Annotated in this window: 21 protein-coding genes, 1 pseudogene and 1 riboswitch; of the genes and pseudogenes, 2 read left to right on the top strand and 20 right to left on the bottom strand. The window is 68.8% G+C overall.

Features of this window, described 5'->3' with window-relative positions:
* Nucleotides 1–26 precede the first annotated feature (26 nt).
* Nucleotides 27–1,505: an amidase gene (locus CFB43_RS01150; protein WP_089493942.1), complete on the top strand. Its 1,479-nt coding sequence runs from the start codon at nucleotides 27–29 to the stop codon at nucleotides 1,503–1,505.
* Nucleotides 1,506–1,592: 87 nt separating this feature from the next.
* On the opposite strand, the gene metF is transcribed toward CFB43_RS01150, so the two are convergent.
* The 9 genes from metF to CFB43_RS01105 all read right to left on the bottom strand — a co-directional run bounded on the left by metF (nucleotide 1,593) and on the right by CFB43_RS01105 (nucleotide 12,056).
* Nucleotides 1,593–2,423, bottom strand: coding sequence for a methylenetetrahydrofolate reductase [NAD(P)H] (metF, locus tag CFB43_RS01145; RefSeq protein ID WP_089493902.1), 831 nt, complete (start codon nucleotides 2,421–2,423; stop codon nucleotides 1,593–1,595).
* A 25-nt stretch (nucleotides 2,424–2,448) separates the two neighbouring features.
* Nucleotides 2,449–2,802 carry a phage holin family protein gene (locus tag CFB43_RS01140; protein WP_006477367.1) on the bottom strand — a complete coding sequence of 118 codons (354 nt, stop codon included), beginning with the start codon at nucleotides 2,800–2,802 and terminating at the stop codon, nucleotides 2,449–2,451.
* A gap of 162 nt (nucleotides 2,803–2,964) precedes the next feature.
* On the bottom strand, nucleotides 2,965–4,383 hold the full coding sequence (ahcY, locus tag CFB43_RS01135) for an adenosylhomocysteinase (RefSeq protein WP_069246874.1): 1,419 nt from the start codon (nucleotides 4,381–4,383) through the stop codon (nucleotides 2,965–2,967).
* A gap of 32 nt (nucleotides 4,384–4,415) precedes the next feature.
* Nucleotides 4,416–4,531, bottom strand: a riboswitch (S-adenosyl-L-homocysteine riboswitch).
* Between the two features lie 108 nt (nucleotides 4,532–4,639).
* Nucleotides 4,640–5,374 carry an RNA polymerase sigma factor FliA gene (locus tag CFB43_RS01130; RefSeq protein WP_006484033.1) on the bottom strand — a complete coding sequence of 245 codons (735 nt, stop codon included), beginning with the start codon at nucleotides 5,372–5,374 and terminating at the stop codon, nucleotides 4,640–4,642.
* A gap of 22 nt (nucleotides 5,375–5,396) precedes the next feature.
* Nucleotides 5,397–6,215 carry a nucleotide-binding protein gene (locus CFB43_RS01125; protein ID WP_089493901.1) on the bottom strand — a complete coding sequence of 273 codons (819 nt, stop codon included), beginning with the start codon at nucleotides 6,213–6,215 and terminating at the stop codon, nucleotides 5,397–5,399.
* Nucleotides 6,208–7,968 (bottom strand): flagellar biosynthesis protein FlhF, encoded by a 1,761-nt coding sequence (flhF, locus tag CFB43_RS01120; protein ID WP_089493900.1) that lies wholly within the window; start codon nucleotides 7,966–7,968, stop codon nucleotides 6,208–6,210. Before flhF ends, CFB43_RS01125 begins: the two co-directional genes overlap by 8 nt.
* The gene (gene flhA / locus CFB43_RS01115) at nucleotides 7,965–10,064 is read right to left on the bottom strand and encodes a flagellar biosynthesis protein FlhA (RefSeq protein WP_089493899.1); all 2,100 of its coding nucleotides are present in this window, start codon (nucleotides 10,062–10,064) and stop codon (nucleotides 7,965–7,967) included. Before flhA ends, flhF begins: the two co-directional genes overlap by 4 nt.
* Nucleotides 10,065–10,143: 79 nt before the next feature.
* Complete coding sequence (flhB, locus tag CFB43_RS01110) at nucleotides 10,144–11,340, bottom strand: flagellar biosynthesis protein FlhB (protein ID WP_089493898.1); 1,197 nt, start codon at nucleotides 11,338–11,340, stop codon at nucleotides 10,144–10,146.
* A gap of 335 nt (nucleotides 11,341–11,675) precedes the next feature.
* Nucleotides 11,676–12,056 carry a DUF805 domain-containing protein gene (locus tag CFB43_RS01105; protein WP_089438983.1) on the bottom strand — a complete coding sequence of 127 codons (381 nt, stop codon included), beginning with the start codon at nucleotides 12,054–12,056 and terminating at the stop codon, nucleotides 11,676–11,678.
* A 176-nt stretch (nucleotides 12,057–12,232) separates the two neighbouring features.
* Here CFB43_RS01105 and CFB43_RS01100 point away from each other — a divergent pair, with 176 nt between their 5' ends.
* Nucleotides 12,233–12,841, top strand: a complete 609-nt coding sequence (locus tag CFB43_RS01100) for a hypothetical protein (protein ID WP_144023029.1) — start codon at nucleotides 12,233–12,235, stop codon at nucleotides 12,839–12,841.
* A 41-nt stretch (nucleotides 12,842–12,882) separates the two neighbouring features.
* On the opposite strand, the gene CFB43_RS01095 is transcribed toward CFB43_RS01100, so the two are convergent.
* The 11 genes and pseudogenes from CFB43_RS01095 to cheA all read right to left on the bottom strand — a co-directional run bounded on the left by CFB43_RS01095 (nucleotide 12,883) and on the right by cheA (nucleotide 24,401).
* Entirely contained in the window at nucleotides 12,883–13,380 is a 498-nt protein-coding gene (locus CFB43_RS01095) for a VOC family protein (RefSeq protein WP_089493896.1), read from the bottom strand.
* A 167-nt stretch (nucleotides 13,381–13,547) separates the two neighbouring features.
* On the bottom strand, nucleotides 13,548–14,792 hold the full coding sequence (locus tag CFB43_RS01090; RefSeq protein ID WP_089493895.1) for a DUF3443 family protein: 1,245 nt from the start codon (nucleotides 14,790–14,792) through the stop codon (nucleotides 13,548–13,550).
* A gap of 16 nt (nucleotides 14,793–14,808) precedes the next feature.
* Nucleotides 14,809–15,312, bottom strand: coding sequence for a DUF2844 domain-containing protein (locus tag CFB43_RS01085; protein ID WP_089424239.1), 504 nt, complete (start codon nucleotides 15,310–15,312; stop codon nucleotides 14,809–14,811).
* Between the two features lie 260 nt (nucleotides 15,313–15,572).
* Complete coding sequence (cheZ, locus tag CFB43_RS01080; RefSeq protein WP_089493894.1) at nucleotides 15,573–16,304, bottom strand: protein phosphatase CheZ; 732 nt, start codon at nucleotides 16,302–16,304, stop codon at nucleotides 15,573–15,575.
* A gap of 1 nt (nucleotide 16,305) precedes the next feature.
* The gene (gene cheY / locus CFB43_RS01075) at nucleotides 16,306–16,701 is read right to left on the bottom strand and encodes a chemotaxis response regulator CheY (RefSeq protein ID WP_039346818.1); all 396 of its coding nucleotides are present in this window, start codon (nucleotides 16,699–16,701) and stop codon (nucleotides 16,306–16,308) included.
* A 67-nt stretch (nucleotides 16,702–16,768) separates the two neighbouring features.
* Nucleotides 16,769–17,860: a protein-glutamate methylesterase/protein-glutamine glutaminase gene (locus CFB43_RS01070; protein WP_089493893.1), complete on the bottom strand. Its 1,092-nt coding sequence runs from the start codon at nucleotides 17,858–17,860 to the stop codon at nucleotides 16,769–16,771.
* Nucleotides 17,857–18,582, bottom strand: coding sequence for a chemoreceptor glutamine deamidase CheD (gene cheD / locus CFB43_RS01065; RefSeq protein WP_089424236.1), 726 nt, complete (start codon nucleotides 18,580–18,582; stop codon nucleotides 17,857–17,859). The genes CFB43_RS01070 and cheD overlap by 4 nt, the downstream gene beginning before the upstream one ends.
* The gene (locus tag CFB43_RS01060; RefSeq protein WP_089493892.1) at nucleotides 18,579–19,562 is read right to left on the bottom strand and encodes a CheR family methyltransferase; all 984 of its coding nucleotides are present in this window, start codon (nucleotides 19,560–19,562) and stop codon (nucleotides 18,579–18,581) included. The genes cheD and CFB43_RS01060 overlap by 4 nt, the downstream gene beginning before the upstream one ends.
* Before the next feature lie 3 nt (nucleotides 19,563–19,565).
* On the bottom strand, nucleotides 19,566–21,533 hold the full coding sequence (locus tag CFB43_RS01055) for a methyl-accepting chemotaxis protein (protein WP_089493891.1): 1,968 nt from the start codon (nucleotides 21,531–21,533) through the stop codon (nucleotides 19,566–19,568).
* A gap of 37 nt (nucleotides 21,534–21,570) precedes the next feature.
* Complete coding sequence (gene cheW, locus CFB43_RS01050; protein ID WP_043185043.1) at nucleotides 21,571–22,086, bottom strand: chemotaxis protein CheW; 516 nt, start codon at nucleotides 22,084–22,086, stop codon at nucleotides 21,571–21,573.
* 51 nt (nucleotides 22,087–22,137) lie between these two features.
* Nucleotides 22,138–24,401: pseudogene (cheA, locus tag CFB43_RS01045) on the bottom strand (chemotaxis protein CheA).
* Between the last annotated feature and the right edge of the window lie 15 nt (nucleotides 24,402–24,416).

Here is a 24,416-nt window from a genome sequence, read left to right as displayed (position 1 = left end):
CACGAGCCACCACGGGGATGACAGCGATGCACTCGGACTATCTCGCGCATGACGCGATCGGCCTCGCCACACTGGTACGCGAACGCAAGGCGAGCCCGCGCGAACTGCTCGACGCCGCGATCGGCCAGGCCGAAGCGGTCAACGGCGCGATCAACGCGATCGTGCTGCAGGACTACGAAGCCGCACGCCAGCGCGCGGCCGCCCCACCCGACGGCGGCGCCGACGCGCCGTTCGCCGGCGTTCCCTATCTCGTGAAGGATCTCGGCGCGGCGGTCGCCGGGCTGCCGCTGTCGATGGGCAGCCGGCACTACCGGTATTTCGTGCCCGCCGACGATTCGCCGGTGATCGCGCGCAGCCGCGCGGCCGGTCTCAACGTGTTCGGCAAGACCAACACGTCGGAGATCGGCCAGATGCCGTACACCGAACCCGAGCTGTTCGGCGCGTGCCGCAATCCGTGGAATCTCGATCACACGCCTGGCGGCTCGAGCGGCGGTGCGGCGGCGGCCGTCGCGGCCGGCATCGTGCCGCTCGCGCATGCGTCCGACGGCGGCGGCTCGATCCGCATTCCGGCGTCGTGCTGCGGGCTGTTCGGCCTGAAGCCGAGCCGCAACCCGGTACTCGTCGACCTGCCGTCGAACGGCGAGCTGGTCGTCCAGCATGCGGTCACGCGCAGCGTGCGCGACAGCGCGCTGCTGCTCGACGTGACGACCGGCCAGACCTTGCCACCGGGCGCGCCCGGCACGTTCCTCGGCGAGCTCGACACGCCGCCCGGCCCGCTGCGGATCGGCCTCGTGCTCGACCCGATGCTCGCGCCGGCACTGGCCGACGACACGCGCGCGGCGCTCGACGACGCGGCCGCACTGCTCGAATCGCTCGGCCACCATGTCGAGCCGGCGACGCTGCAGGTCAACTACGCGCGCGCCGCCGAAACCTTCCTCACGCTATGGGCGACGATCGCCGAGGAGATGGTGCTCGGCGCGCGTGCGCTGACCGGCCGCTCGCCGAAGCGCGGCGAATTCGAGGCCGCGACGTGGGCGATGGCCGTGGTCGGCCGGCGCCTTGCGCGCACGCGCCTGCCGGACGTGCTCGAATGGCAGCGCCAGCTCACCGTGCAGGTGGCCGGCCTCGTGTCGCGCTACGACGCGATCCTGTGCGCGTCGCTCGCGGGCCCGCCGGTGAAGATCGGCGAATTGCAGCCGACGCCGTTCGAAGCGGCGCAGATGAAGGTGCTCGCCGCGCTGCCGGTGAAGCCGCTGCTGAAGGAGATGCTCGCGAAGTCGTCGGAAAAGGCGTTCACGTGGGCCGGCTGCACCGAACTGTTCAACCTGACCGGCCAGCCGGCGATGTCGGTGCCGCTCTACTGGAACGCGCGCGGGCTGCCGATCGGCGTGCAGTTCGCCGCGCGTCACGCCGACGACGGACTGCTGCTCCGGCTCGCCCGGCAGCTCGAACAGGCGCGGCCGTGGTTCGAGCGTCGACCGCCGCTGATGCAGGCGCAGCGCTGACGCACGCGGCCGCGCGCCGCAAGCCACGAAAAAAGCCCCGCCGGCACAACCGGCGGGGCTTTGACGCATGCAATCGCGTAAGCGCGCTTACATGACGAGCCGTTCACAGATCGTCCGCGTCGCGGCCGCCGTGTTCAGCGTATAGAAATGCAGCCCGGGCACGCCCGCGTCGACCAGACGCTGGCACAGGCTCGTGACGACGTCCGCGCCGAACGCGCGGATCGACTCGCGATCGTCGCCGAAGCTCTCGAGCCGGCGCGCGACCCAGCGCGGCACTTCCGCGCCGCACATCTCGGAGAAGCGCATCAGCTGCGAGAAGTTCGTGATCGGCATGATGCCCGGCACGATCGGCACCTCCACGCCCAGCTTGCGCGCATCGTCGACGAAGCGGAAATACGCGTCGGCGTTGAAGAAGTACTGCGTGATCGCGGAATTCGCGCCGGCTTTCACCTTGCGCGCGAAATTCTCGAGATCGGCCTTCGGCGAGCGCGATTGCGGGTGGTACTCCGGATAGCCGGCCACCTCGATGTGGAACCAGTCGCCGTGCTCGGCACGGATGAAGCTGACGAGTTCCGACGCATAGCGCAGCTCGCCGACTTCGCCCATCCCCGACGGCAGGTCGCCACGCAGCGCGACGATGTGGCGGATGCCGTACGAGCGGTACTGGTCGAGGATCGCGCGCAGGCTGTCGCGCGACGAGCCGATGCACGACAGGTGCGGCGCGGCCTCGAGGCCGTCCTTCTGCATGTCGAGCACCGTATCGAGCGTGCCCTGCTGCGTCGAGCCGCCGGCGCCGAACGTGCAGGACACGAATTTCGGCTTCAGCGGCAGCAGCTGCGCACGCGTGGCGCGCAGCTTCTCGACGCCTTCCGCCGTTTTCGGCGGGAAGAATTCAAACGAGAGTTCGATCGTTTTCATGATTCTGATGGAGCGGGCCCATGCGTCAGCCGATGTCGCGCTGACCGAAGATCAGGGCGGACAGCAGCCACGACACGATGCTGTACAGGATCGAACCGAAGAATGCGGACCAGAAGCCCGACACCTCGAAGCCCTTCAGCAGCGACGACGCGAACCAGAAGCACAACGCGTTCACGACGAGGATGAACACCCCGAGCGTGACGATCGTGACGGGCAGCGTCAGCAGGATCAGCACCGGACGGATCACCGTGTTGATCAGGCCGAGCACGACCGCGATGATCAGCGCCGTGCCGAAGCTCTTGATGTGGATCGACGGCACGAGGTAGGTGATGATCAGCAGCGCGAGCGCGTTGATGACCCAGGTGAGGATGACGCTCATGGAGTGCTCCGGTTCGGTTGTCGATCGGTACGATCAGTGGCCGCCGCCGGCTGCCGCGGGTGCCCGAAGGCGCGCCGCGGCAGCCGGCGATCCCGCGCCGTGCCGCCGTACCGGGTGCGCGCGGGTGACGCGCGCCCGGCACCGCGGCAGCGGCGCATCGGATCAGTAGCGGTAGTGGTTCGGCTTGAACGGGCCGTCCTTCTGCACGCCGATGTACGAAGCCTGCTCGTCCGACAGCACGGACAGGTTCGCGCCGATGCGCGCCAGGTGCAGGCGCGCAACCTTTTCATCGAGGTGCTTCGGCAGCACGTACACCTTGTTCTCGTACTCGTTGCCGCGCACGAACAGCTCGATCTGCGCGAGCGTCTGGTTCGCGAACGAGTTCGACATCACGAACGACGGGTGGCCGGTCGCGCAGCCGAGGTTCACGAGGCGGCCTTCCGCCAGCAGGATCACGCGCTTGCCGTCCGGGAAGATGATGTGGTCGACCTGCGGCTTGATGTTTTCCCACTGGTACTGGCGGGTCGACGCGACGTCGATTTCCGAGTCGAAGTGGCCGATGTTGCAGACGATCGCGTTGTGGCGCATCGCCTTCATGTGATCGTGGTTGATCACGTGGTAGTTGCCGGTGGCCGTCACGAAGATGTCGGCCTTGTCGGCCGCGTATTCCATCGTCACGACGCGGTAGCCTTCCATCGCCGCCTGCAGTGCGCAGATCGGGTCGATTTCGGTGACCCACACGGTCGCGCCCAGGCCGCGCAGCGATTGCGCGCAGCCCTTGCCCACGTCGCCGTAGCCCGCGACGACCGCGACCTTGCCCGCGATCATCACGTCGGTCGCGCGCTTGATGCCGTCGACCAGCGATTCACGGCAGCCGTACAGGTTGTCGAACTTCGACTTCGTGACCGAATCGTTCACGTTGAACGCCGGGAACGGCAGGCGGCCGTCCTTTTCCATCTGGTACAGGCGGTGCACGCCGGTCGTGGTTTCCTCGGTCACGCCCTTGATGTGCGCGAGGCGCGTCGAGTACCAGGTCGGGTCCGCGTCGAGGTGCTGCGCGATCGACTTGTACAGTGCGACTTCTTCCTCGTTGGTCGGCTTCGCGATCACCGAACGGTCCTTCTCGGCCTTCGCGCCGAGGATCAGCAGCAGCGTTGCGTCGCCGCCGTCGTCCAGGATCATGTTCGCGAATTCGCCGTTCGGCCATTCGAAGATGCGGTGCGAGAACTCCCAGTATTCGTCGAGCGATTCGCCCTTGAACGCGAACACCGGCGTGCCGGCTTCAACGATCGCGGCCGCGGCGTGGTCTTGCGTCGAGAAAATGTTGCACGAGGCCCAGCGGACGTCCGCGCCGAGCGCCTTCAGCGTCTCGATCAGCACACCCGTCTGAATCGTCATGTGCAGCGAACCGGCGATGCGCGCGCCCTTCAGCGGCTGCTGCGCCTTGTATTCGTCACGGATCTGCACGAGGCCCGGCATTTCGGTCTCGGCGATGTTCAGTTCCTTGCGGCCCCAGCCGGCCAGCGCCATGTCGGCGACGACGTAATCGTTGGAAGCTTTGGAATCGATAATGGCGTTCATCACGCCCTCCTTTCTAAAAAGTTTCTAGATTGGTGACGTGAGCGCCGTTCAGGAAGCGGGGCCGACGCGGTTGTGCCGCACGACTGCTTGGTGAAGCCTTCCGAGCCTGGCGGACGCAGGGTGGTCCGTCGCAACGCTCCTCGGAAAGCGGAGAGGATTGTAGCAAATCGGCGCGCAGAATGCGCAAGCATGCGCACACACGATGCGCACCCGGCACACGCGCGCGGCGTCGGCGCGCGCGGCCGTCAGTAAAGGGTCAGGACTCCGCGCCGACCCACGCCTGTTCGCGCAGCCGGGCACGCAGGCGCGCGACGGCCTGGCTGTGCAGCTGGCACACGCGCGATTCGCTCACTTCGAGCACCGCGCCGATCTCGCGCAGATTCAGACCCCGTTCGTAGTACAGCGACATCAGCAGCTTCTCGCGCTCCGGCAGCCGCTCGATCGCCTCGACGAGCGCTTCGCGCAGGTGCTCGTCGAGCAGCGCCGACAGCGGATCGGCGTGATCGACGCGATAGCGGTCGAGGAACGGCTCGTCGTCGGCTGCACGGTCGAAATCCTCGTAGTAGATCAGCTGGCTGCCGTGCAGATCCTGCAGCATCCCCTGGTATTCGTCGAGCGGCATGTTCAGGTGCTGCGCGATCTCGGTCTCGCTCGCCGAGCGGCCGAGATGCTGCTCGACCTGGTGCACCGCGTGCTCGACCTCGCGCGACGTCTTGCGCAGGCTGCGCGGCAGCCAGTCGTTGCTGCGCAGCTCGTCGAGCATCGCACCGCGGATACGCTGCGTCGCGTAGGTCTCGAACTGCGCGCCCTGGTCTTCCTTGTAGCGGCCGGCCGCGTCCATCAGGCCGATCATGCCGGCCTGGATCAGGTCGTCGAGGTCGACGCTCGCCGGCATCTTCGCGACGAGCTGCAGCCCGAGGCGTCGCACGAGCGGCGCATATTGCGCGAGCACGTCGGCCTGGGACATCTTTCCTTGAGCGTTGTACATCATGGCTCTCTCCTTCCGGTGGCGCTCACGCGGCGTGTGCCGCGCCCGCCTCATACGACGGCTTGCCGCCCGCGTGCACGGCGCGGCCCGCACCCGAACGCGGACGCATCGGCCAGTACAGCAGGTCGGCGGCAATCTGCCGGTAGTCACGCGCGGCGGCCGACGACGGGAACGCGTCGACCGCGGCACGCGTCAGCTCGCGCGCATGCTCGACGAGCGGATCGGCGCTCACGCAGCCCGCGTCGGCGATCGACACCGTCAGGTAGCGGCTCGCGACGCCCGCGAGGTTGTCGAACGCCGTCTTCGCGTCCGCGTGGCTGCCGACGTGATTGGTCAGCACGCGGAACTGCGCGAACGCATGCGCGAAATGCAGCCGCTTCATGTACGCATACGCCTCGGTGATCGCCTGCGCGGCGACCCGCGTGACGACCAGCACGTCGTGCGCTTCGCGGGCGAGCGCCGAGAACGAGCCGTCGGCGCCGAGCTGCGCGTCGACGAGGACGATGTCGGCCGGGCCGTCGATGAAATCGCTCAGCTGCGCGTCGGTGTAGCCGGTGCGCGCGAGCCGCGCCGCGGCGCACAGGCCGAAGCCGGCCGCGACCCGCGTGCGCTCGCCGTCGCGCAGCCACGCGCCCGCCAGCGTCGCGCTGGCCGAATGCACGTCGGCACGCTCGTCGACCACGAGCACATCCTTGCCGAGCGACGCGAGCGCCGCCGCCAGGTTCACGACGGTGGACGTGCAGCCGACCCCCGCCGGCCCGCCCGCCACCGCGACGATGCGTGACGCGCGCCCGGCCAGCAGGCGCCGCAGCCCTTCGGCCTGGTCGATGATTCGTTTATCCAAATCGCACCTCGTGAAGCTCGGCGGTGGAACGTGCGGTCAGTGCGGAAAGCAGCGTCGGCATGTCCTCGTCTTGCGGCACGAAGGGCGAGCCGTCACGCGGTACACAGAACGCGCTCTTCAGCAGGAATTTGGTCGACGCGACGTACAGGTTCTCCGGCACCTTCTGGCCGGTCGACACGTAATGGATCGGCAGCTTGTAGCGGATCACCGTGTCGAGCACGCCGCCGAGGTGGGTCGCCTCGTCGAGCTTCGTGAGGATGCAGCCGGCCAGGTCCGGATGCTCGCCCGCGCTGCGGTACGCCTGCACGACTTCGTTGAGCGTGTCGCCGTGGCTGGTCGCGTTGAGCAGCAGCAGGCGCTGCACCGGCGCGTTCGCCCCGTGCAGCATCGCGATCTGGTCGGACACCGCGCGGTCGCGCTGGCTCATGCCGATCGTGTCGATCAGCACGATGTGCTTGTTGCGCAGCTCGGACAGCGCGAGCGCGAGGTCGCCCGCATCCTTCACCGCGTGCACGGGCACGCCGAGGATCTTGCCGAAGATGCGCAGCTGCTCGTGGCCGCCGATCCGGTAGCTGTCGGTGGTCAGCAGCGCGACCTTGCTCGCGCCGAAGCGCATCACGCAACGCGCGGCCAGCTTCGCGGTGGTGGTCGTCTTGCCGACGCCCGTCGGCCCCATCAGCGCGAACACGCCGCCGCGCTCCATCAGCGCATCTTCGCTGTCGAGCACCGGCAGGTTCGACGCGAGCACCGACTGCGCCCATTCGGCGGCCTGTTCGAAGGTCTGCGCGCCGTCGCCGGCCGGCATGTTGTCGACCAGCATCCGCACGAGCTGCGCGGAGAAGCCGGCCGCGAACAGGTGCTTCGTCAGCGCGCCATGCACGGCGCTGCGACGCTGGCGGTCGTGCCACATCAGACTGTCGAACTGCTCTGCCATCATCCCGCGCAGTTCGCCGAGCTCCTGCATCACCGTATCGTTGACGATCCGCTCGATGCGCGACTTCACGGCGTCGGCCACCGCGGCGGCTGCGTCGGCGGACAGGCGCGTGCGCTCGGCCGCCTTCGCGGCATGCGCCGCGCTCGTGTTCGCGTCGGGCGCGCGGGTGGCGGCGGCCGGCATCCGGCGTTCGGCGTCGCGCACGATGTCGCGCGCCCAGTTGGGCGGCGTCGCGCTCGCGGCGGCCTGCGGCGCAGGCGCGCTCGCTGGCGGCGCGGCGGGCGCCGCCTGCGCACGCGCCATCAGCGCGTCGCGCTGCTGCGTCAGGCGCTTCGCGTGCTCGACGAGCCACGGCGCGGGTTCGGACGCGGCGGCCGGTGCGGCGGCGGTCGGCGCGGGGGCGGCGGAAGACGGCACTGCCGCGGCCGGCGCTTCGTCATCGAGCGCCGAAGGTTGCGGCATCGCCTCGTCCGCGTCGGCGCTTGCACCGAACACCGACGAGAACACGTCCGGCAGCCCGCCTTCGCCTGCCGCATACGGATTGACCGTCGGGCGGGCCAGCGGCGCGCCCGGGCGCGACACGATGCCCGGCACGGCGGCAGCCGGCACCGATTCCGGCGGGCGCGACGCGGCGATGCGCGGGCGTGCCGCGGCCGGCGGCGCCACGGCGGCCAGGTCCGAATCTGCCAGGGCGACGATTTCCACGCTGCCGTCATCGAGCGTGCGGTTCGACAGCACGACCGCGTCGGCGCCGAGCGCCTCGCGCACGAGACGAAGTGCGTCGCGGCTCGTTGCGCCGGTGAATTTGCGAATGTTCAAGCGGAACCCCCGATGACGTTAACGACTTTGATCGTGCGTGTGTCCGGCACTTCGGCATACGACAGCACTTTCAATTGCGGCAGGCTGCGGCGCAGGAAACGCGCGAGCATCGCGCGCAGCGCGTGCTGCACCAGCAGCACGGGCGGCAGCCCGAGATTCTGTTGACGCAGCATCGCCTGTTGCGTGCCGGTCAGAAGGTTGTGCGCGAGGCCGGGTTCGAGGCCCGGGTTCGCGCCGGTGGCGAGCGCCTGCGACAGCACGCGCTCCAGATTCGAGTCGAGGCCCATCACCTGCATCTCGCCGGCGCCCGGATACCACTGCTGCGTGATCGCGCGGCCGAGCGACAGCCGCACGGCGGCCGTGATCTCGAACGCATCGCCGCGGCCCGCGTGTTCGGACACGGCTTCGAGAATCGTGCGCATGTCGCGGATCGGCACGCCTTCCTCGAGCAGGTTCTGCAGCACCTTCTGCAGCGTCGTCAGCGAGATCGTCTTCGGCACGAGGTCCTCGACGAGCGACGGCGCATCCTTGCCGGTGCGCTCGATGAGCGACTGCACTTCCTGGCGGCCGAGCAGCTCGGCCGCGTGCTGGACGACCAGATGGTTCAGGTGCGTCGCGACGACCGTGCTCGCGTCGACCACCGTGTAGCCGTACACCTGCGCCTGTTCGCGCATCGCGACGTCGATCCACACGGCCGGCAGGCCGAACGCGGGATCCTGCGTGACGGCGCCCGGCAGCGCGGCCGTCACCTGGCCGGGGTTGATCGCGAGCCACTGGCCCGGGAACACTTCGCCGACCCCGATCTCGACGCCCTTCAGCGCGATCCGGTACGCGTTCGGCCGCAGCTCGAGGTTGTCGCGGATATGGATCACCGGCGGCAGGAAGCCGATTTCCTGCGCGAATTTCTTGCGGATGCTCTTGATGCGCTTGAGCAGTTCGCCGTCGCTGTTCTTGTCGACGAGCGGGATCAGCCGGTAACCGACTTCCAGCCCGAGCGGGTCGATCAGCTGCACGTCGTCCCAGGTCGCCTCGTGGCTGTCCGACGGCAGCACCGCGGGCGGCGCGATGTCGGTCAGGTCGCCGGCCGCCTTGCGGGCCGCCGCGCGCTTGGTCAGCGTGCGGGCCAGCCAGATCGCGCCGCCGCCGAGTGCGAGGAACGCGAAGTGCGGCATCCCGGGGATCAGCCCCATCAGCACGATGATCGCGCCGGTGATGTTCAGCACGCGCGGGTTCGTGAACAGCTGGCCGGTGATCTGCGTGCCGATGTCCTCGTCGGTCGCGACGCGCGACACGATCACGCCGGCCGCGGTCGAGATCACCAGCGACGGGATCTGCGCGACGAGGCCGTCGCCGATCGTCAGCAGCGTGTAGTTCGTGCCGGCGGCCGCGAACGTCATGTCGTGCTGGACCATCCCGACGATCAGCCCGCCGATCACGTTGATCGCCATGATGATCAGGCCGGCGATCGCGTCGCCGCGCACGAACTTCGACGCGCCGTCCATCGACCCGTAGAACTCGGCTTCCTGCGACACGGCCAGGCGGCGCTTGCGCGCCTGCTCTTCGTTGATGAGGCCCGCGTTCAGGTCGGCATCGATCGCCATCTGCTTGCCGGGCATCGCGTCGAGCGTGAAGCGCGCGGACACTTCGGCGATCCGCCCCGCGCCCTTTGTGATCACCATGAAGTTGATGATCATCAGGATCACGAACACGACGATGCCGACCGCGAAGTTGCCGCCGACCAGGAAGTGGCCGAACGCCTCGATCACCTGGCCGGCCGCGTCCGGGCCCGTGTGGCCTTCGAGCAGCACGACGCGCGTCGACGCGACGTTCAGCGACAGGCGCAGGAGCGTGGAGAACAGCAGCACGCTCGGGAACGCCGCGAAGTCGAGCGGCTTCATCGTGTACATGCTGACGAGCAGCACCATCACGGACAGCGCGATGTTGAACGTGAACAGCAGATCCAGCAGCATCGGCGGCAGCGGCAGGATCATCATCCCCAAAATCATGCAGATGAGGATCGGGCCCGCGAGCGCGCGCAGGTTCGTGCCCGCGAACGGGTTCGGGCGCTTCGCGAACAGGCCGGTCGGGGTGCTCATGCTGCCTCCCGCCGGGCCGCCCCAAGGGAGGCAGCCACCCCCTCGGGGGGCAGCGAACGAAAGTGAGCGTGGGGGCTAATCATGCAGTGCCTCCGTTACCGAGCGTGTCTTCCTGTTCTTCGCGCTCGTCTTCGGCGGACACCGACGCGCCCTTGTCGAGGTCGGCCGGCACCTCCAGATCGACCGGCATCGCCGGGAACGCGCCGCCTTCCGAACGGAAGCGCTTGAGCTGGTAGACCCACGCGAGCACTTCGGCGACGGCCGAGTACAGCGAGCCGGGAATCTCGCGTTCGAGTTCGACGTTGTGATACAGCGCACGCGCGAGCGGCGGCGCTTCGAGCAGCGGCACGTTGTGTTCGGCCGCGAGTTCGCGGATGCGCGCGGCGACGAGGTTCACGCCCTTCGCGACGACCTTCGGCGCGCGCATCTCGCCGTCCGTGTATTGCAGCGCGACGGCGAAGTGCGTCGGGTTCGTCACGACCACGTCGGCCTTCGGCACGGCCGCCATCATCCGGCGGCGCGCGATCGCACGCTGCTGCTGGCGGATCCGCCCCTTCACGTGCGGATCGCCTTCGTTCTCGCGATGCTCGCGCTTCACTTCTTCCTTCGTCATGCGCAACTTCTTGTTGTACTGCCAGATTTGGTAAGGCACATCGAGTGCGGCGACCACCAGCATCCCGGCGACCGTCGTGCCGCAGCACACGGCGATCAGGTGCAGCGCATCGGGCAGCGCCACGCGCAGCGGCTGCGTCGCGAGGGCGAGCAGCTCGTCCTTGCTGCGCCAGATCGCGATGCCGCCGATGCCGCCGACGACCAGCGTCTTCGCGAACGACATCCCGAGCTGGATCGGCCCCTGGATCGAGAAGATCCGGCCGAGGCCCGAGATCGGGTTCAGGCGGTCGAACTTCAGCTCGAACGTCTTCGACGAGATCAGCCAGCCGCCGAGCGCCATCGGCGCGAGCAGCGCGGCGACGCCGGTGAGCGCGAGGATCGGCAGCAGCGCGGCGAAGCCCTCGAGGCTCGCGCTGCCGGCCGCCGACAGCATCCGGCTCGTGTCGAACGCGGTCGCGCGATCGAACGTGAACGCACCGCGCAGCATCGCCTGCAGATGCCCGCCCGACGGGCCCGCGAGCAGCCACGCGCCATAGAACCCGGCCGCGAGCAGCGCGAACGAAGCCAGCTCGCGCGAACGCGCGACCTGCCCCTCCTCACGCGCCTTCTCGCGGCGCCTGGGAGTGGCGGCTTCGGTCTTGTCGAGATCGCTCTCGTCTGCCACGGGGCCTCCAGTCGGGTACGGCGGAATGCCGCTTTCCAGTGACACCGATTATTCATGGAGGCGTCAAACGCCGATCGGTCGAGCAAAGCCGGGAAAGGGGGGTATTTCGGGGAATCGGGCGAGCCGGTGCGAACGGCGCTGGACGGGGGACGGAACGGTGTGCGGCGCGGCGGAAAAACGTGCCGGCGGGGGCGATGGCGGGTGTCGGCTCCGGGCGGAGCGGCGACGGCGTGAAGCGGGGAAAAACGCGGAAACGGTGAAGCAGTAAAGCGGTGCAGCGGGGGCGACGCGAAATCGGGCCCCGACGCGGCGTCGCGCGTCGGGGCAGGCGTCGGTCAGGCCGCCACGATCGGGTCCGCGCCGAAGCGGTTCGGACCTTCGGTGCCGCGCGAGCACGTCCATACCAGCAGCAGGATGCCGCCGACGACCGGAATCAGGCCGAGCAGCAGGAACCAGCCCGAGCGGCCCGTATCGTGCAGGCGGCGAACGCTGACCGCGATGCCCGGAATGATCAGCGCCAGCGAAATCAGGGCGAGCACGCCGAGCAGCAGCAGCGTGATCAGGCCGCCGTCGCGGCCGGCCACGCCGATGATCTGCGCGGCGATCGACAGCACCGTGGTCAGCAGCACGAAATACCAGTATTCGGCACGACGCGCACGGCCTTCGAATGTTGCGTATTTATTGAGTACGGCACGAACGGCTTCGGAAAAATTCATTTTATTACCCTCATGTTTTATATAGACGACCCCGGAAACAACGCCGGCATTATATGTTTGAATGTCGGCGGACTCCATCTCTTTTCACATGCCGGGTAGTGCGCGCACGGGCCGTCTCGCCGGCCCGTGCGGTGCGGGAATGGCTGCAATAGCGGAATCCGGCGCCATCGGCTTGCATGCCGCGTCATTTTAATAATCTTGAAGACCTGACAGAAACGACAGCCCCGGATAATCCAGCATTTGATTACGTCCGAATGAAATCGAGTGCGATCGATAATCGGCAACGAGTGTGCCGCATTCGATTAACCGGCCGGCATTACGCGGGCGTGCAAAGCGCGCTACGCTTCGCCATGATTCGCCGATTCCGGTCGAACCGCACCATGCTCCGTCATCCGCTCGTTCCGTTGCTGTCGCTTGCCTGCGCGCTGGCCGCCGGCTGCGCGGGCACGCCGGCCCGCCCGCCCGGCGCGCAGGCGCCTGACGCGCCGCATCCCGGCACGATCGCCCTGCGCCACGCGTGGAACGGATCGACGCAAACCCTGCACGCGCAGGATTTTCCCGCGAGCTTCACCTTCCGCTGCGTCGACACGCGCGGCGAGCCGGCGGAACGCGCCCGCGCGGCCTGGTGCGTGCCGGTCGTCGAGATCGAATCGGTGCCGGTCGATGCCGCCGGGCGCCCGGTCGCGCCGGCCGACGCCGTCCGGATCGAAAGCACCGCGTACGGGCCCGGCCACCGCTTCCTCGATCACACGCGCCTGATGCGCGACGGCCGGCCGCCGGCCTAGCGCCGGTTCGCCGGTTCACGCCTGCAACGGGTTCCCGCCGCCTAGCCCGCCGCCGCCCGCTGCAGCGCGTCGAGGTCGAGCTTCTTCATCGTCATCACCTGCGCCATCACGCGCTCCGCGCGCGCCGGATCGCCCGTCATCAGCTCGCTCATCTGCGCCGGCACGACCTGCCACGACACGCCGAAGCGGTCGCGCAGCCAGCCGCACTGCTGCGCACGCTCGTCGCCGCCTTCCGACAGGCGCGCCCAGTAGCGGTCGATTTCGTCCTGGTCCCGGCAGTTGACGACGAACGACACGGCCGGCGTGATCTGGAACACGGGGCCGCCGTTCAGCGCGACGAAGGCTTGCCCGTCGAGCTCGAACGCGACGGTCATCACCGCGCCCTCCGCGCTGCCGGACGCATGCGCGCCGGCCTTGCCGTAGCGCGCGACGTGCACGATGCGCGCGTTGTCGAACACCGATACGTAGAAACCGGCGGCCGCCTCTGCTTCGCGGTCGAACCACAGGAACGGCGTGATGCGTTGTATGCGCGGGTTCATGGCGCTGCCTCCTCGATGTCGTGCCGGCATGGGTGCCGGTATTACATCGTAGGCGCTGTGCCCGCGCGCGGCGGCGCACCGGTCGGACCCGTCGTGCCGCGCACGGCCGTCGAATAAAAAAGGGGGCGATCGCTCGCCCCCTGGGTCCTGCGTGTCGCCGTGCCGCGTCAGAACGCGACGAAAGGCGCCGCGCCGCCGCTCGCGGTCTTGTCCATCCCGAAGTAGATCGTCCGGTTGTAGAAGTGCGGCATGCCGATATCGAGCCAGCTGGACGAACCGAACGGGCCGGCGATGTCGTCGAACGCGAACGTCGACGGGTTCGAGAACAGCGAATCCGCGTTCACGACGGGCATCGTCACCGTGCCGCTCACGCCGTTCTGGCCGGTCAGCGTCGCCGAATTGCTGATCGTCGTCGACGGGCAGTAGAACTGCGTGTTCTTCGAGCAGGCCGGCAACTTGCCCGACGTATCGTTGAAGAAGTACGCATTCGAACCCGTATCGAAGAACGCGGTCACGTTGCGCCCCTGGAACGTCGCGCTGACGTCGCCCGTCGTGGTCGACGTCATCACCGTCTTCCCGGTCAGGTCGGGCAGGCCGAACGTCAGCGTCCCGGTTGCGCTGGCCTGCCCGCTGTCCGAAATTTGCGGCATGCTCACGCTCACCCCGCTGCTGTCGGCGAAGCGATGCACCGGGTTGGCCACCTGCTGCGCCACCGGCACGAGTGCGACCGTGCAGTTCGCGTTGTTGCCGTTCGGGCACGCGTAATAGTTGTTGTTCGTCGACGTCGACGTCGCGCAGGTCGTGCCGCAGTCGACCGGCGCCGGCCCGATGCCGAGGATCCCGTTCGCGCCGAGCGCGCTCGCCGAGTTGGCCGACGCGCCGCCGTTCGTGCACGAGCTCGGCACGTTGGTCGTGCCGAGGTCGCCGATGATCTGCACGGGCAGCGAACTCGCCTGCTCGGAGCCGATCGACAGGTCGACCGTGCGCACCGACCCCCACGTATAGCTCGACACGAACTTGCCGCACTCGGCGACCGGCGCGCCGCCGCTCGTCACCTGCGGGAGGCTGCCGAGCACGCCCGACACGGCGCTGCCGACGAGCCGCAGCCCGTAGGACGCGGTATCGACGAGCACGTTGTTGACCACCTGGCAGTTCGACGTGCCCGGCGCGCAGACCTTCAGGCTGATGGTCGGGATGTTGATCACGTTCGCGACGCCGGCGCTCACGGTGATGACGGCCGTGTTCCCGGAATTGCCGTCCGAGCCGCCGTTACCGTTGTTGCCGCCGTTGCCGTTGCTGCCCGAGCTGCTGCCGCCGCCGTCTCCGCCGCCGCAAGCCGTCACGAGGACGGCCGTCGCCGCCGCGAGGCCCAGCACGCCGAGCCAGCGCTTGAATGTACGAGGAATTCTCAAGATCGCTCTCCCGCTGTCACTGGATGTCGGTGCCGGTCAGGCCGGCTGGCAGTGCCGCCGGCAGCCACGCCTGGCCCGAGAAGGCGCCCATGTGGCCGCCGGTCCGGATCACGAGGCCGCTGGTGTCGACGGACACGGGCGCGCGCCAGCCGCGCGCCTGGTGCGCCGCCTGGACGCCTGCGGTGTACTGCGGGAAATAGCTGCCGAGCAGCGACGCGAGATCCGGCATCGTCGGCCCTTGCCATGCGAGGCCGAACACGCTGCCGGCGGCCGACGTGTATTCGTGGATGACGGTGCCCGATCCGAGCGTGATCTCGCGGACGGTATAGGCGGCCGTGCTCGTCTGCATGCCGTCTGCCGAACGCATCGCGCGCTGCAAGGCGCGCACGGTCGCGGCCCGATCGTCCGCCGGCGGCGACATCGGCGCGCCGCCCAGTTCCGCGTATGCGTGGACGCTCCACAGCACACCCATTGCAGCCGTCGCGTGCGCGACGGCCCAGCCCAAGCGTTTCAGCTTCACGTTCCCCCCCAAGGGACTGGCTTTGTTGCCGGCGGTGCGGCCATCGCGCCCGCGCCACCTGCCAACATATGAAATCGTACGAATGACGCTACGTTGCTGCTGACGCGTAGTATGCCTGCTGAGTGTGTCGAAGTGTCAATTTGACGCAGGACGACCCTGGGCCTCGCAGGTGAGACGTGCGTGGGAAAGCGGTGCGGGGAACGTGTGACGCGGGCATCGGGCGCCGCTGCGATACGCGGCGCGCCGATGCCTGCGGCAGGTCAGAAGCCCAGGCTGGCGAGCAGGTCGTCCACCTGCCCCTGGTCCTGGACCACGTCGGTCTTGCCTTCCGGCGCGATCTGCGGGCCGTTCAGCAGCGACTCGGGGCTGCCGGTCGGGCTGACCTGCTCGGCCGCGAGCGCAGCCGCGGTGGCGGCGAACTGCTCGCGCCGCTCGGGCGCGATGTTCTCGACGAGCACCGTGAGGAGCTGCTGCTCGATCAGGTAGACCATGTCCATGATCTTCTTGATCACCTGCCCGGTCAGGTCCTGGAAATCCTGCGCGAGCATGATCTCGAGCAGTTGCGCGCGGGTGGCCGAAGCCGACTCGGGCAGCGTGCGCAGGAACGTGCGCGTATCGTCCATCAGCTCGCGCACTTCCGCGTGCTCGATCGGTGCCGCGTACCACTGCGCCCAGCGCGCGTCGAGCGCCTCGGCCTCGTTCTGGATGCGCTCCTGCATCGGCTTCGCGACCTCGATCGCGTTCAGCACGCGCACGGCGGCCTGTTCGGTCATCGTCGCGACGTAGCGCAGCCGGTCGCGCGCATCGGGCACGGCTTCCGCCGCCCGCTCGACATGCTTGTCGAGCCCGAGCTCGCGCATCGAATCGCGCAGCGCGCGCGTGACATGGCCGATGCGCGCGAGGATGCGGTCGCTCGCGAAATCGGCGCCTTCGGCCTGGCCGTCGGCGCTGAACCCGGCGCCGGTCAGCGCGGCATGGATCGGCTCGTTCACGTCAGCTCCCGGTCTTCGCCATCTTGTCGATGATCTTGTTCAGCTTCTCGTCGAGCGTCGCGGCCGTGAACGGCTTCACGACGTAGCCGCTCGCGCCGGCCTGCGCGGCCGCGATGATGTTCTCCTTCTTCGACTCGGCCGTGACCATCAGCACCGGCAGGTGCGTGAGCGTCGCGTCCGCGCGGATTTCCTTCAGCATCGCGAGGCCGTCGAGGTTCGGCATGTTCCAGTCGGAGATCACGAAGTCGAAACCGCCGCCGCGCAGCCGCGCGAGGCCGGCCGCGCCGTCCTCGGCCTCGTCGACGTTCGAATAGCCCAGTTCCTTGAGCAGGTTGCGGACGATCCGGCGCATCGTCGGGAAATCGTCCACCACCAGGATTTTCATGCTCTTGTCCATCGTCGTTCCTTTCCAGATTCGTTTCCGTCGGGACGCGTATCGTGGCACGCGCCCCGTGACATTCCATTCAAACGCGCTGCACGCGGTCGCCCATCGTCGCCAGGCGCGCCATCACGCGACGGCTCATCTCGGCGAGCGGCACGATCTCGTCCGCGCCGCCGAGCGCGATCGCCTCGCGCGGCATCCCGAACACGATGCAGCTTGCTTCATCCTGCGCGAACGTGTGAGCGCCCGCGCGTTTCATTTCCAGCAGGCCGGCCGCGCCGTCGCGGCCCATCCCGGTCAGGATCACCCCGATCGCGTTCTTGCCCGCGTGCGTCGCCGCCGAGCGGAACAGCACGTCGACCGACGGGCGGTGCCGGTTCACCGGCGGCTCGTCCGACAGTTGCGCAATATAGTTCGCCCCGCTTCTCGCAAGCAACAGGTGCGCGTGGCCCGGCGCAATATACGCGTGCCCCGGCAGCACGCGCTCGCCGTGCTCGGCTTCCTTCACCGCGATCCGGCACAGGCCGTTCAGCCGTTGCGCGAACGACTTCGTGAAACCCGGCGGCATGTGCTGCGCGATCAGCACGGCCGGCGCATCCGGCGGCAGCGGCGTCAGCACTTCGCGGATCGCCTCGGTGCCGCCCGTCGACGCGCCGATGATGATCAGCTTCTCGGTACTGACGAGCGGGTTGTTGATCATCGGCGCGGCCGGGTGGCTGTCCGTCGCGCGCGCGGCGGCCTGCGGCTGCGGCGCCTGGCGCACGCGCGCCCGCGACGCCGCGCGGATCTTGTCGGCGAGCTTTTCCGCGTAGTCGAGCATCCCGTCGCGAATCCCGACGCGCGGCTTCGTGACGAAATCGACCGCGCCGAGTTCGAGCGCACGCAGCGTGATTTCCGAGCCGCGCTCGGTCAGCGACGACACCATCACGACCGGCATCGGTCGCAGGCGCATCAGCTTCTCGAGGAAGTCGAGCCCGTCCATGCGCGGCATTTCGACGTCGAGCGTGAGCACGTCGGGGTTGTGCTGCTTGATGAGCTCGCGCGCGACGAGCGGATCGGGCGCGGTCGCGCACACCGTCATGTCGGGCTGGCTGTTGATGATCTCGGTCATCAGGCTGCGGATCAGCGCCGAATCGTCGACGCACAACACTTTGATCTTCTGCACTGCGGTCATGCCTCCTGCTTTCTTGATAGGTTCGCCGCCCGCACGCCGCCGGCCGGCGCCGCGCTGCGCGCGCCGAACAGCTCGATGCGCGGGCGCGCCGGCTGCGGCGGGGCCGGACGCTTCGCCGCGAACAGCTCGACCTGCGGACGCGGCCGTGCGGCGCGGGCGCGATCGGCCTCGCGGGCGAGTGCGGCTTCGCGCTCGGTGACGCCCGGCACCTGCAGCCGCAGCTTCTTCACCGCCGCGCGCCCCGTGGCCGCCATGAACGCGACCTTGCGCGGGTGCACGCCCTGCAGGTCTTCCGCCGTGATGCGGATGCGTTCGAGCGCGAGGTAGCGGCGCACGAAATCCGCGTTGCGGTCGCCGATGTTGATCGTCGTCATCCCTGCCAGCACGGCGGCGCCCCCGAACACTTTCGCCTCGAAGCGTTCGCGGCGCCCGCCGGCCTTGATCATCTCGTTGATCAGCACTTCCATCGCATACGCGCCGTAGCGCATCGATTCCGACGCGGCCGCGCCCGGATCGGCGCCGTCGTCGGGCAGCATGAAGTGGTTCATCCCGCCGATGCCCGCGTACGGATCGTGCAGGCACGCGGCGACGCACGAGCCGAGCACGGTCATCAGCACCATGTCCTCGGACGTCGTGTAGAACTCGTTCGGCAGCAGCTTCACGCCGGGACGGCCGAAGTGGTTGTCGAAGTAGCGATTGGTGGCGATCGGCAAGGCGCTCATCCGCGCTCTCCCAGAGCGGATGCGGCGCCCGCGGCATGCATGCGCGCGGGAGACGGCATCGCGGACGCCTGCGCGCCCCGCGGCCGCGCGCCCTGGGCGGCGTCGCGGGTCAGCTCGTACACCGTCTGCCCGCGCAGCCGGAACGCCTGCGTGACATACGTGAAGTTCTCCGAATGGCCGGCGAACAGCAGCCCGCCCGGCTTCACGAGCGGCTCGAAGCGCGACAGCACCTGCCCCTGCGTCGGCTTGTCGAAATAGATCATCACGTTGCGGCAGAAGATCGCGTCGAACGGCTTCGCGATCCCGTAATCCGCATCGGTCAGGTTCAGTTGCTCGAAGCGGATCATCGCGCGCAGCTCGGGGCGCACCTTCACGCGGCCGGCCTGCGCACCCGTGCCCTTCAGGAAGAAGCGCTTCAGCCGCTCCGGCGCCAGGTGCTTGACCTGGTCGTACGTATAGATGCCGGCCTCCGCCTTCGCGAGCACCTGCGTGTCGAGGTCGGTCGCGAGGATCGACGCGCCGCGCGCGGCCGATTCGCCGAGCGCCTCGATCAGCGTGATCGCGATCGAGTAAGGCTCTTCGCCGGTCGACGCCGCCGAGCACCAGACCGAGACCGGCGCCGGCCGCCCCTTCACGAAATCCGACAGGATCGGGAAATGGTGCGCCTCGCGGAAGAACGCGGTCAGGTTCGTCGTCAGCGCATTGGTGAACGCTTCCCACTCGAGCGGATCGTCTTCCTGCTCGAGCAGGTCAAGGTAGTCGCGGAACGTGTCGAGGCCGCGTGCCCGCAAGCGGCGCGCGAGACGGCTGTACGCCATGTCGCGCTTGTGCTCGGACAGCGAGATTCCCGCGCGTTGATGGATCAGCGCGCGAATGCGTGCGAAATCCGCGCTGGTGAACGCGAAGTCGCGCCCCGGCTCGCCCGCGCGAGGCGAGGCATCCGGTACATCGGGTCGAAACGGCGCGCGCGCGTGCGGCATGGTTTAGAAGGTCTCCCAATCGTCGTCGGACGTGCCGGCCGTGGCCGCCGCCGGCTTCTCGCCGTTCAGCGCCGGGCGCACGAGCGCGGGCTTCGCGGCCGGCTTGTCGGCCGGTGCGGCGGTTTTCGCGAGACGCGGCCCGTAGCCGCCCGCAGCCGTGCCGCGGGAAGCCGGTGCATCCTTGTGCGCGTGCGCGCCCGTTTCGGCCGCACGCTTCGTTTCATGGCCCGCACCCGATGCAGCCGCGGCGGCGGCACGCGGCGCCGGCGCGGCGCGCCGTGCCGGTTGTGCGGCAGCCTGCGGAGCCGGCAGCGCGGCGACCGGCGCCGCGTCGAAACGCGGCTCCGACGTCAGCGCCGGCGCGGGCTCGTGTGCGACCGGCCGCGCGACACCGCGCGACGGCGCGAGCACGATGCCGCCCGCCACGCGCCAGCCCGACACGATCGCCTTCATCTGGCGCGTCTGCTCCTCGAGCGACGCCGCCGCGGCGGCCGCCTGCTCGACGAGCGCGGCGTTCTGCTGCGTGACCGAATCCATCTGGCCGACCGCGCGGTTGACCTGCTCGATGCCGGTCGACTGCTCGTCCGACGCGGCGCTGATCTCGCCCATGATGTCGGTCACGCGGCGCACGGCCTGCACGATCTCGTCCATCGTCGAGCCCGCGCGCGACACGAGCGCCGACCCGCTTTCGACCTTCTCGGCCGAATCGCCGATCAGCTGCTTGATTTCCTTCGCCGCGCTCGCGCTGCGCTGCGCGAGCGAGCGCACCTCGCCCGCGACCACCGCGAAGCCGCGGCCCTGTTCGCCCGCACGCGCGGCTTCGACCGCCGCGTTCAGCGCGAGGATGTTGGTCTGGAACGCGATGCCTTCGATCGTGCCGATGATGTCTACGACCTTGCCCGAGCTTGCCGCGATGTCCTGCATCGTCGACACGACCTGGCCGACCACCTCGCCGCCCTGCGTCGCGATGTCCGATGCGTTCACCGCGAGCTGGCTGGCCTGCCGCGCGTTTTCCGCGTTCTGCCGCACGGTGCCCGTCAGCTGCTCCATGCTCGACGCGGTTTCCTGCAGCGATGCGGCCTGCTCCTCGGTACGCTGCGACAGGTCGGTGTTGCCGGTCGAGATCTCGCGCGCGCCGACGTCGATCGACTCGGTACCGCGATGCACGGCCTGCACCATCGTCGTGACGGCGTCCTGCATCCGCTTGATGCCGCCGAACAGGCGGCCGATCTCGTTGGTGCTGAACACGTTGACCGGCTGCGTGAGGTCGCCGCCGGCGATGCGCTCGAAGTGCGCGATCGCGTCCTCCAGCGGCTGCACGATCAGCCCGCGCAGCGCGAAGCGGATCGCGATCACGACGACGAACGCAATCGCGATGCCCGCCGCGATCAACCCGATCATCAGCGAGATCTGCGATTGCGTCGTAGCCTGGCGATCTTCCGCGCGCTTCTGCAGCGACGCGACCACGGCCGCCGCGGCCTGGTCGTACGCGACGAACATCGGGCTGATCTTGGTATCGGCGACCGCGTGGTACGCGGCCATGTCGCCCGCGCGCGCGGCCGCGAACTCGGGCTCGACGCCTTCCTTCACGATCGTTGCGTAGCGGGCGGCCAGGTCGTCGACGAGCGCCTGCTCGATACCGAGCTTCGGCGTCGCCTGGAACGCCTGCCAGTTCTGGTTCGACTTCGCGTACAGCTCCTGCGCGCGGTCGAGCACCTTGGCCGCTTCGGCCGTGTTGCCGGCTTCCGTCAACGAGCGGAAGCGGTCGAGCGACACGCGTGCGCGCAGCAGGTACGACGACGTATCGTCGAGCGAGTGGATCGCCGGCAGGTCGACGTGCGCGATCGCGTCGAGCGAGCGGCTTGCGTGATTCAGCGCGACCAGGCCGAGCCCGCCGACGGCTGCGGCCAGCGCCACGAGGATGAGTCCGACCGCCGTGAGCGTCGTGCGGATCGACCAGTTTTGCAACATTGCAGATTCTCCCGAAATTCCTGCGCGCGCGGCGCGCTTACCCGCCGAGCGTCTCGATCAGCGCCATTTCACGGCTCGACATCAGCTTCTCGATGTCCATCAGGATCAGCATGCGGCCGTCGACCGTGCCGAGGCCCGTCAGGTACTCGGTCGTCAGCGTCGCGCCGAATTCCGGCGCCGGCATGATCTGGTCGGTCTGCAGCGTCAGCACGTCCGACACGCCGTCGACCACCATCCCGACCACGCGATGCGCGACGTTCAGGATGATCACGACGGTCTGGTGGTCGTACTCGACGCGGCCGAGATGGAACTTGATCCGCATGTCGACGATCGGCACGATGATCCCGCGCAGGTTGATCACGCCCTTGATGAACTCCGGCGCGTTCGCGATGCGCGTGACGCTGTCGTAGCCGCGGATTTCCTGCACCTTCAGGATGTCGATCCCGTATTCCTCGTCGCCGAGCGTGAACACGAGGAATTCCTGGCCCGTCGCGTCGCCTTGTTCCGCGTCGCGGCGGCTCGTCGCCGCGTTCGCCGCGGCCGGATTGATCATTTGGACTTCAGCAGACACGTTTGCCCCCAATCGGTTGAATGGCGAGTGACATCAGAACATCGCGAGCTCGGCGCCGGCACGGGCGCCGTGCATCGCACGGGTTTCGCGGTTCAGCGCCGCGACGTCGACGATCAGCGCGACGCTGCCGTCGCCGAGGATGGTCGCCGCCGAGATGCCGTGCACCTTGCGGTAATTGGTTTCGAGGTTCTTCACGACCACCTGCTGCTGGCCGACCAGCTCGTCGATCAGCATCGCGAAGCGGCGCCCCTCGGTTTCCATGATCGTGACGATCCCTTGCGTCGGGTCGGTGCGCGCGTCGTCGACCGAGAACACCTCGTGCAGCGCGACCAGCGGCAGGTATTCGCCGCGCACGCGCACCACGCGCTCGCCGTTGCCGACCGTGTAGATGTCGTCGTTCGACGGCTGCAGCGACTCCATCACGAAGTTCAGCGGCAGGATGAAGATCTCGTTGCCGACCTTCACCGACATCCCGTCGAGGATCGCGAGCGTGAGCGGCAGCACGATCCGCGTGGTCGTGCCGCGGCCGGCCACCGACGTGATTTCCACGTGGCCGCCCATCGACTGGATGTTGCGCTTCACGACGTCCATCCCGACGCCGCGGCCCGACACGTCGGTCACCGTCTCGGCGGTCGAGAAGCCCGGCGCGAAGATCAGCTGCCAGACTTCGTCGTCACTGATGTTGTCGGACACCTGCATGCCCTGTTTCGCGGCCTTCGCGAGGATCCGCTCGCGGTTCAGGCCCGCGCCGTCGTCGCTCACCTCGATCACGATGTTGCCGCCGTGATGCGCGGCCGACAGCACCAGCTGGCCCACGGCGTCCTTGCCGGCGGCCACGCGCTTGTCGACCGTCTCGATCCCGTGGTCGAGGCTGTTGCGCACGAGGTGGGTCAGCGGATCGATGATCCGTTCGATCAGGCTCTTGTCGAGCTCGGTCGCCTGGCCGAACGTGACGAGCTCGACCTGCTTGCCGAGCTTGCCGGCAAGGTCGCGCACGAGACGCGGGAAGCGGCTGAACACGTAGTCCATCGGCATCATGCGGATCGACATCACCGCTTCCTGCAGGTCGCGCGCGTTGCGCTCGAGCTGCGCCATCCCGTTGAACAGGCGGTCGTGCAGCGCCGGATCGAACGCGCTCGCGGTTTCCGCGAGCATCGCCTGCGTGATCACGAGCTCGCCGACCAGGTTGATCAGCTGGTCGACCTTCTCGACACCGACGCGGATCGAGCTGCCTTCGGCGCCCGATGCCGCCGCGGCCGCCGGGCGGGCGCGCTTGTCGTCGTGATGCGCGGCGGGTTGCGGCGCGTGGTCGGCCTGCGCCGCCGGCTGAGCCGGCTGCGGCGCTTGCGCGGCGGCGGCGGCCGGCTCGGCGGGCGCGGGCGGCGGCGCCGATCTGGTGCGGCCGGTGCCGATGCCGCCGGTTGCGGTGCCGCGGCCTGCGGCGCGAATACCTCGGCGCGCGCCGGATGCGCGGCGGCGGCCGGCGCCGCGGCGTCCTGCGCGGCAGCCGGGGCGGCCGGTGCCGTGCCGTGCCCGACGCGGATCTGGCTTTCGTCGATCACGAAGCAGCACACGGCGACGATGTCGTCGGACGGCACGTCCGATTCGACCCACAGCGTCAGGTCCGCGCCCGCTTCCTCGCGGCCGACGATCCGGCCGAGGTTGCCGAGTTCTTCGGTGAGCAGTTCGCGATCCTTCGCGTCGACGCCCACGAGCGTGATCTTCAGGTGCGGGCCGCCTTCGCCTGCGTCGCCCGCAGGATGCGCGGCCGCGACGGCCTGCTCGATCACGTGGTCGGGCGCGCGATCGTCGCCGGCGGCCGGTTCCACGGCCGGCGCGGCCGGGGCGGCGACGGCCGCGACCGGCGCCACGGGCGCAGCGGCGGCGGCAGCCGGCGCGACCGCGCCGCTCTCGGCCTTCAGCCGTTCGAGCTTCGCGCAGATCGTCGCGGCGGCGGCCGCGTCCGGTTCGGCGCTCGCGCGGTAGTCGACGAGCTGGTCGGACAGCACGTCCTTGGTCTCCAGGAACGCGTCGACCATTTCCTTGGTCAGCGTCAGCTCATGGTTGCGCGCGCGGTCGAGCAGCGATTCGAGGATGTGCGTGGTGTCGGTCAGCGCGGAAAAGCCGAACGTCGCCGCGCCGCCCTTGATCGAATGCGCGGCGCGGAAGATCGCGGCCAGATCCTCGGGGTCGGGCGAGCCGACGTCGAGGTTCAGCAGCAGCTGCTCCATCTGCGCGAGCAGCTCGTCCGCTTCGTCGAAAAATGTCTGGTAGAACTGAGTGATGTCGAGAGTCATGCCCGGTCCCGGGTT

The organism is Burkholderia sp. AU15512 (assembly GCF_002223325.1).
In the GTDB taxonomy this organism is placed as follows: domain Bacteria; phylum Pseudomonadota; class Gammaproteobacteria; order Burkholderiales; family Burkholderiaceae; genus Burkholderia.
The sequence above is the reverse complement of the archived record's forward strand: the minus strand, read 5'-3'. Positions and strand labels throughout refer to the sequence as shown.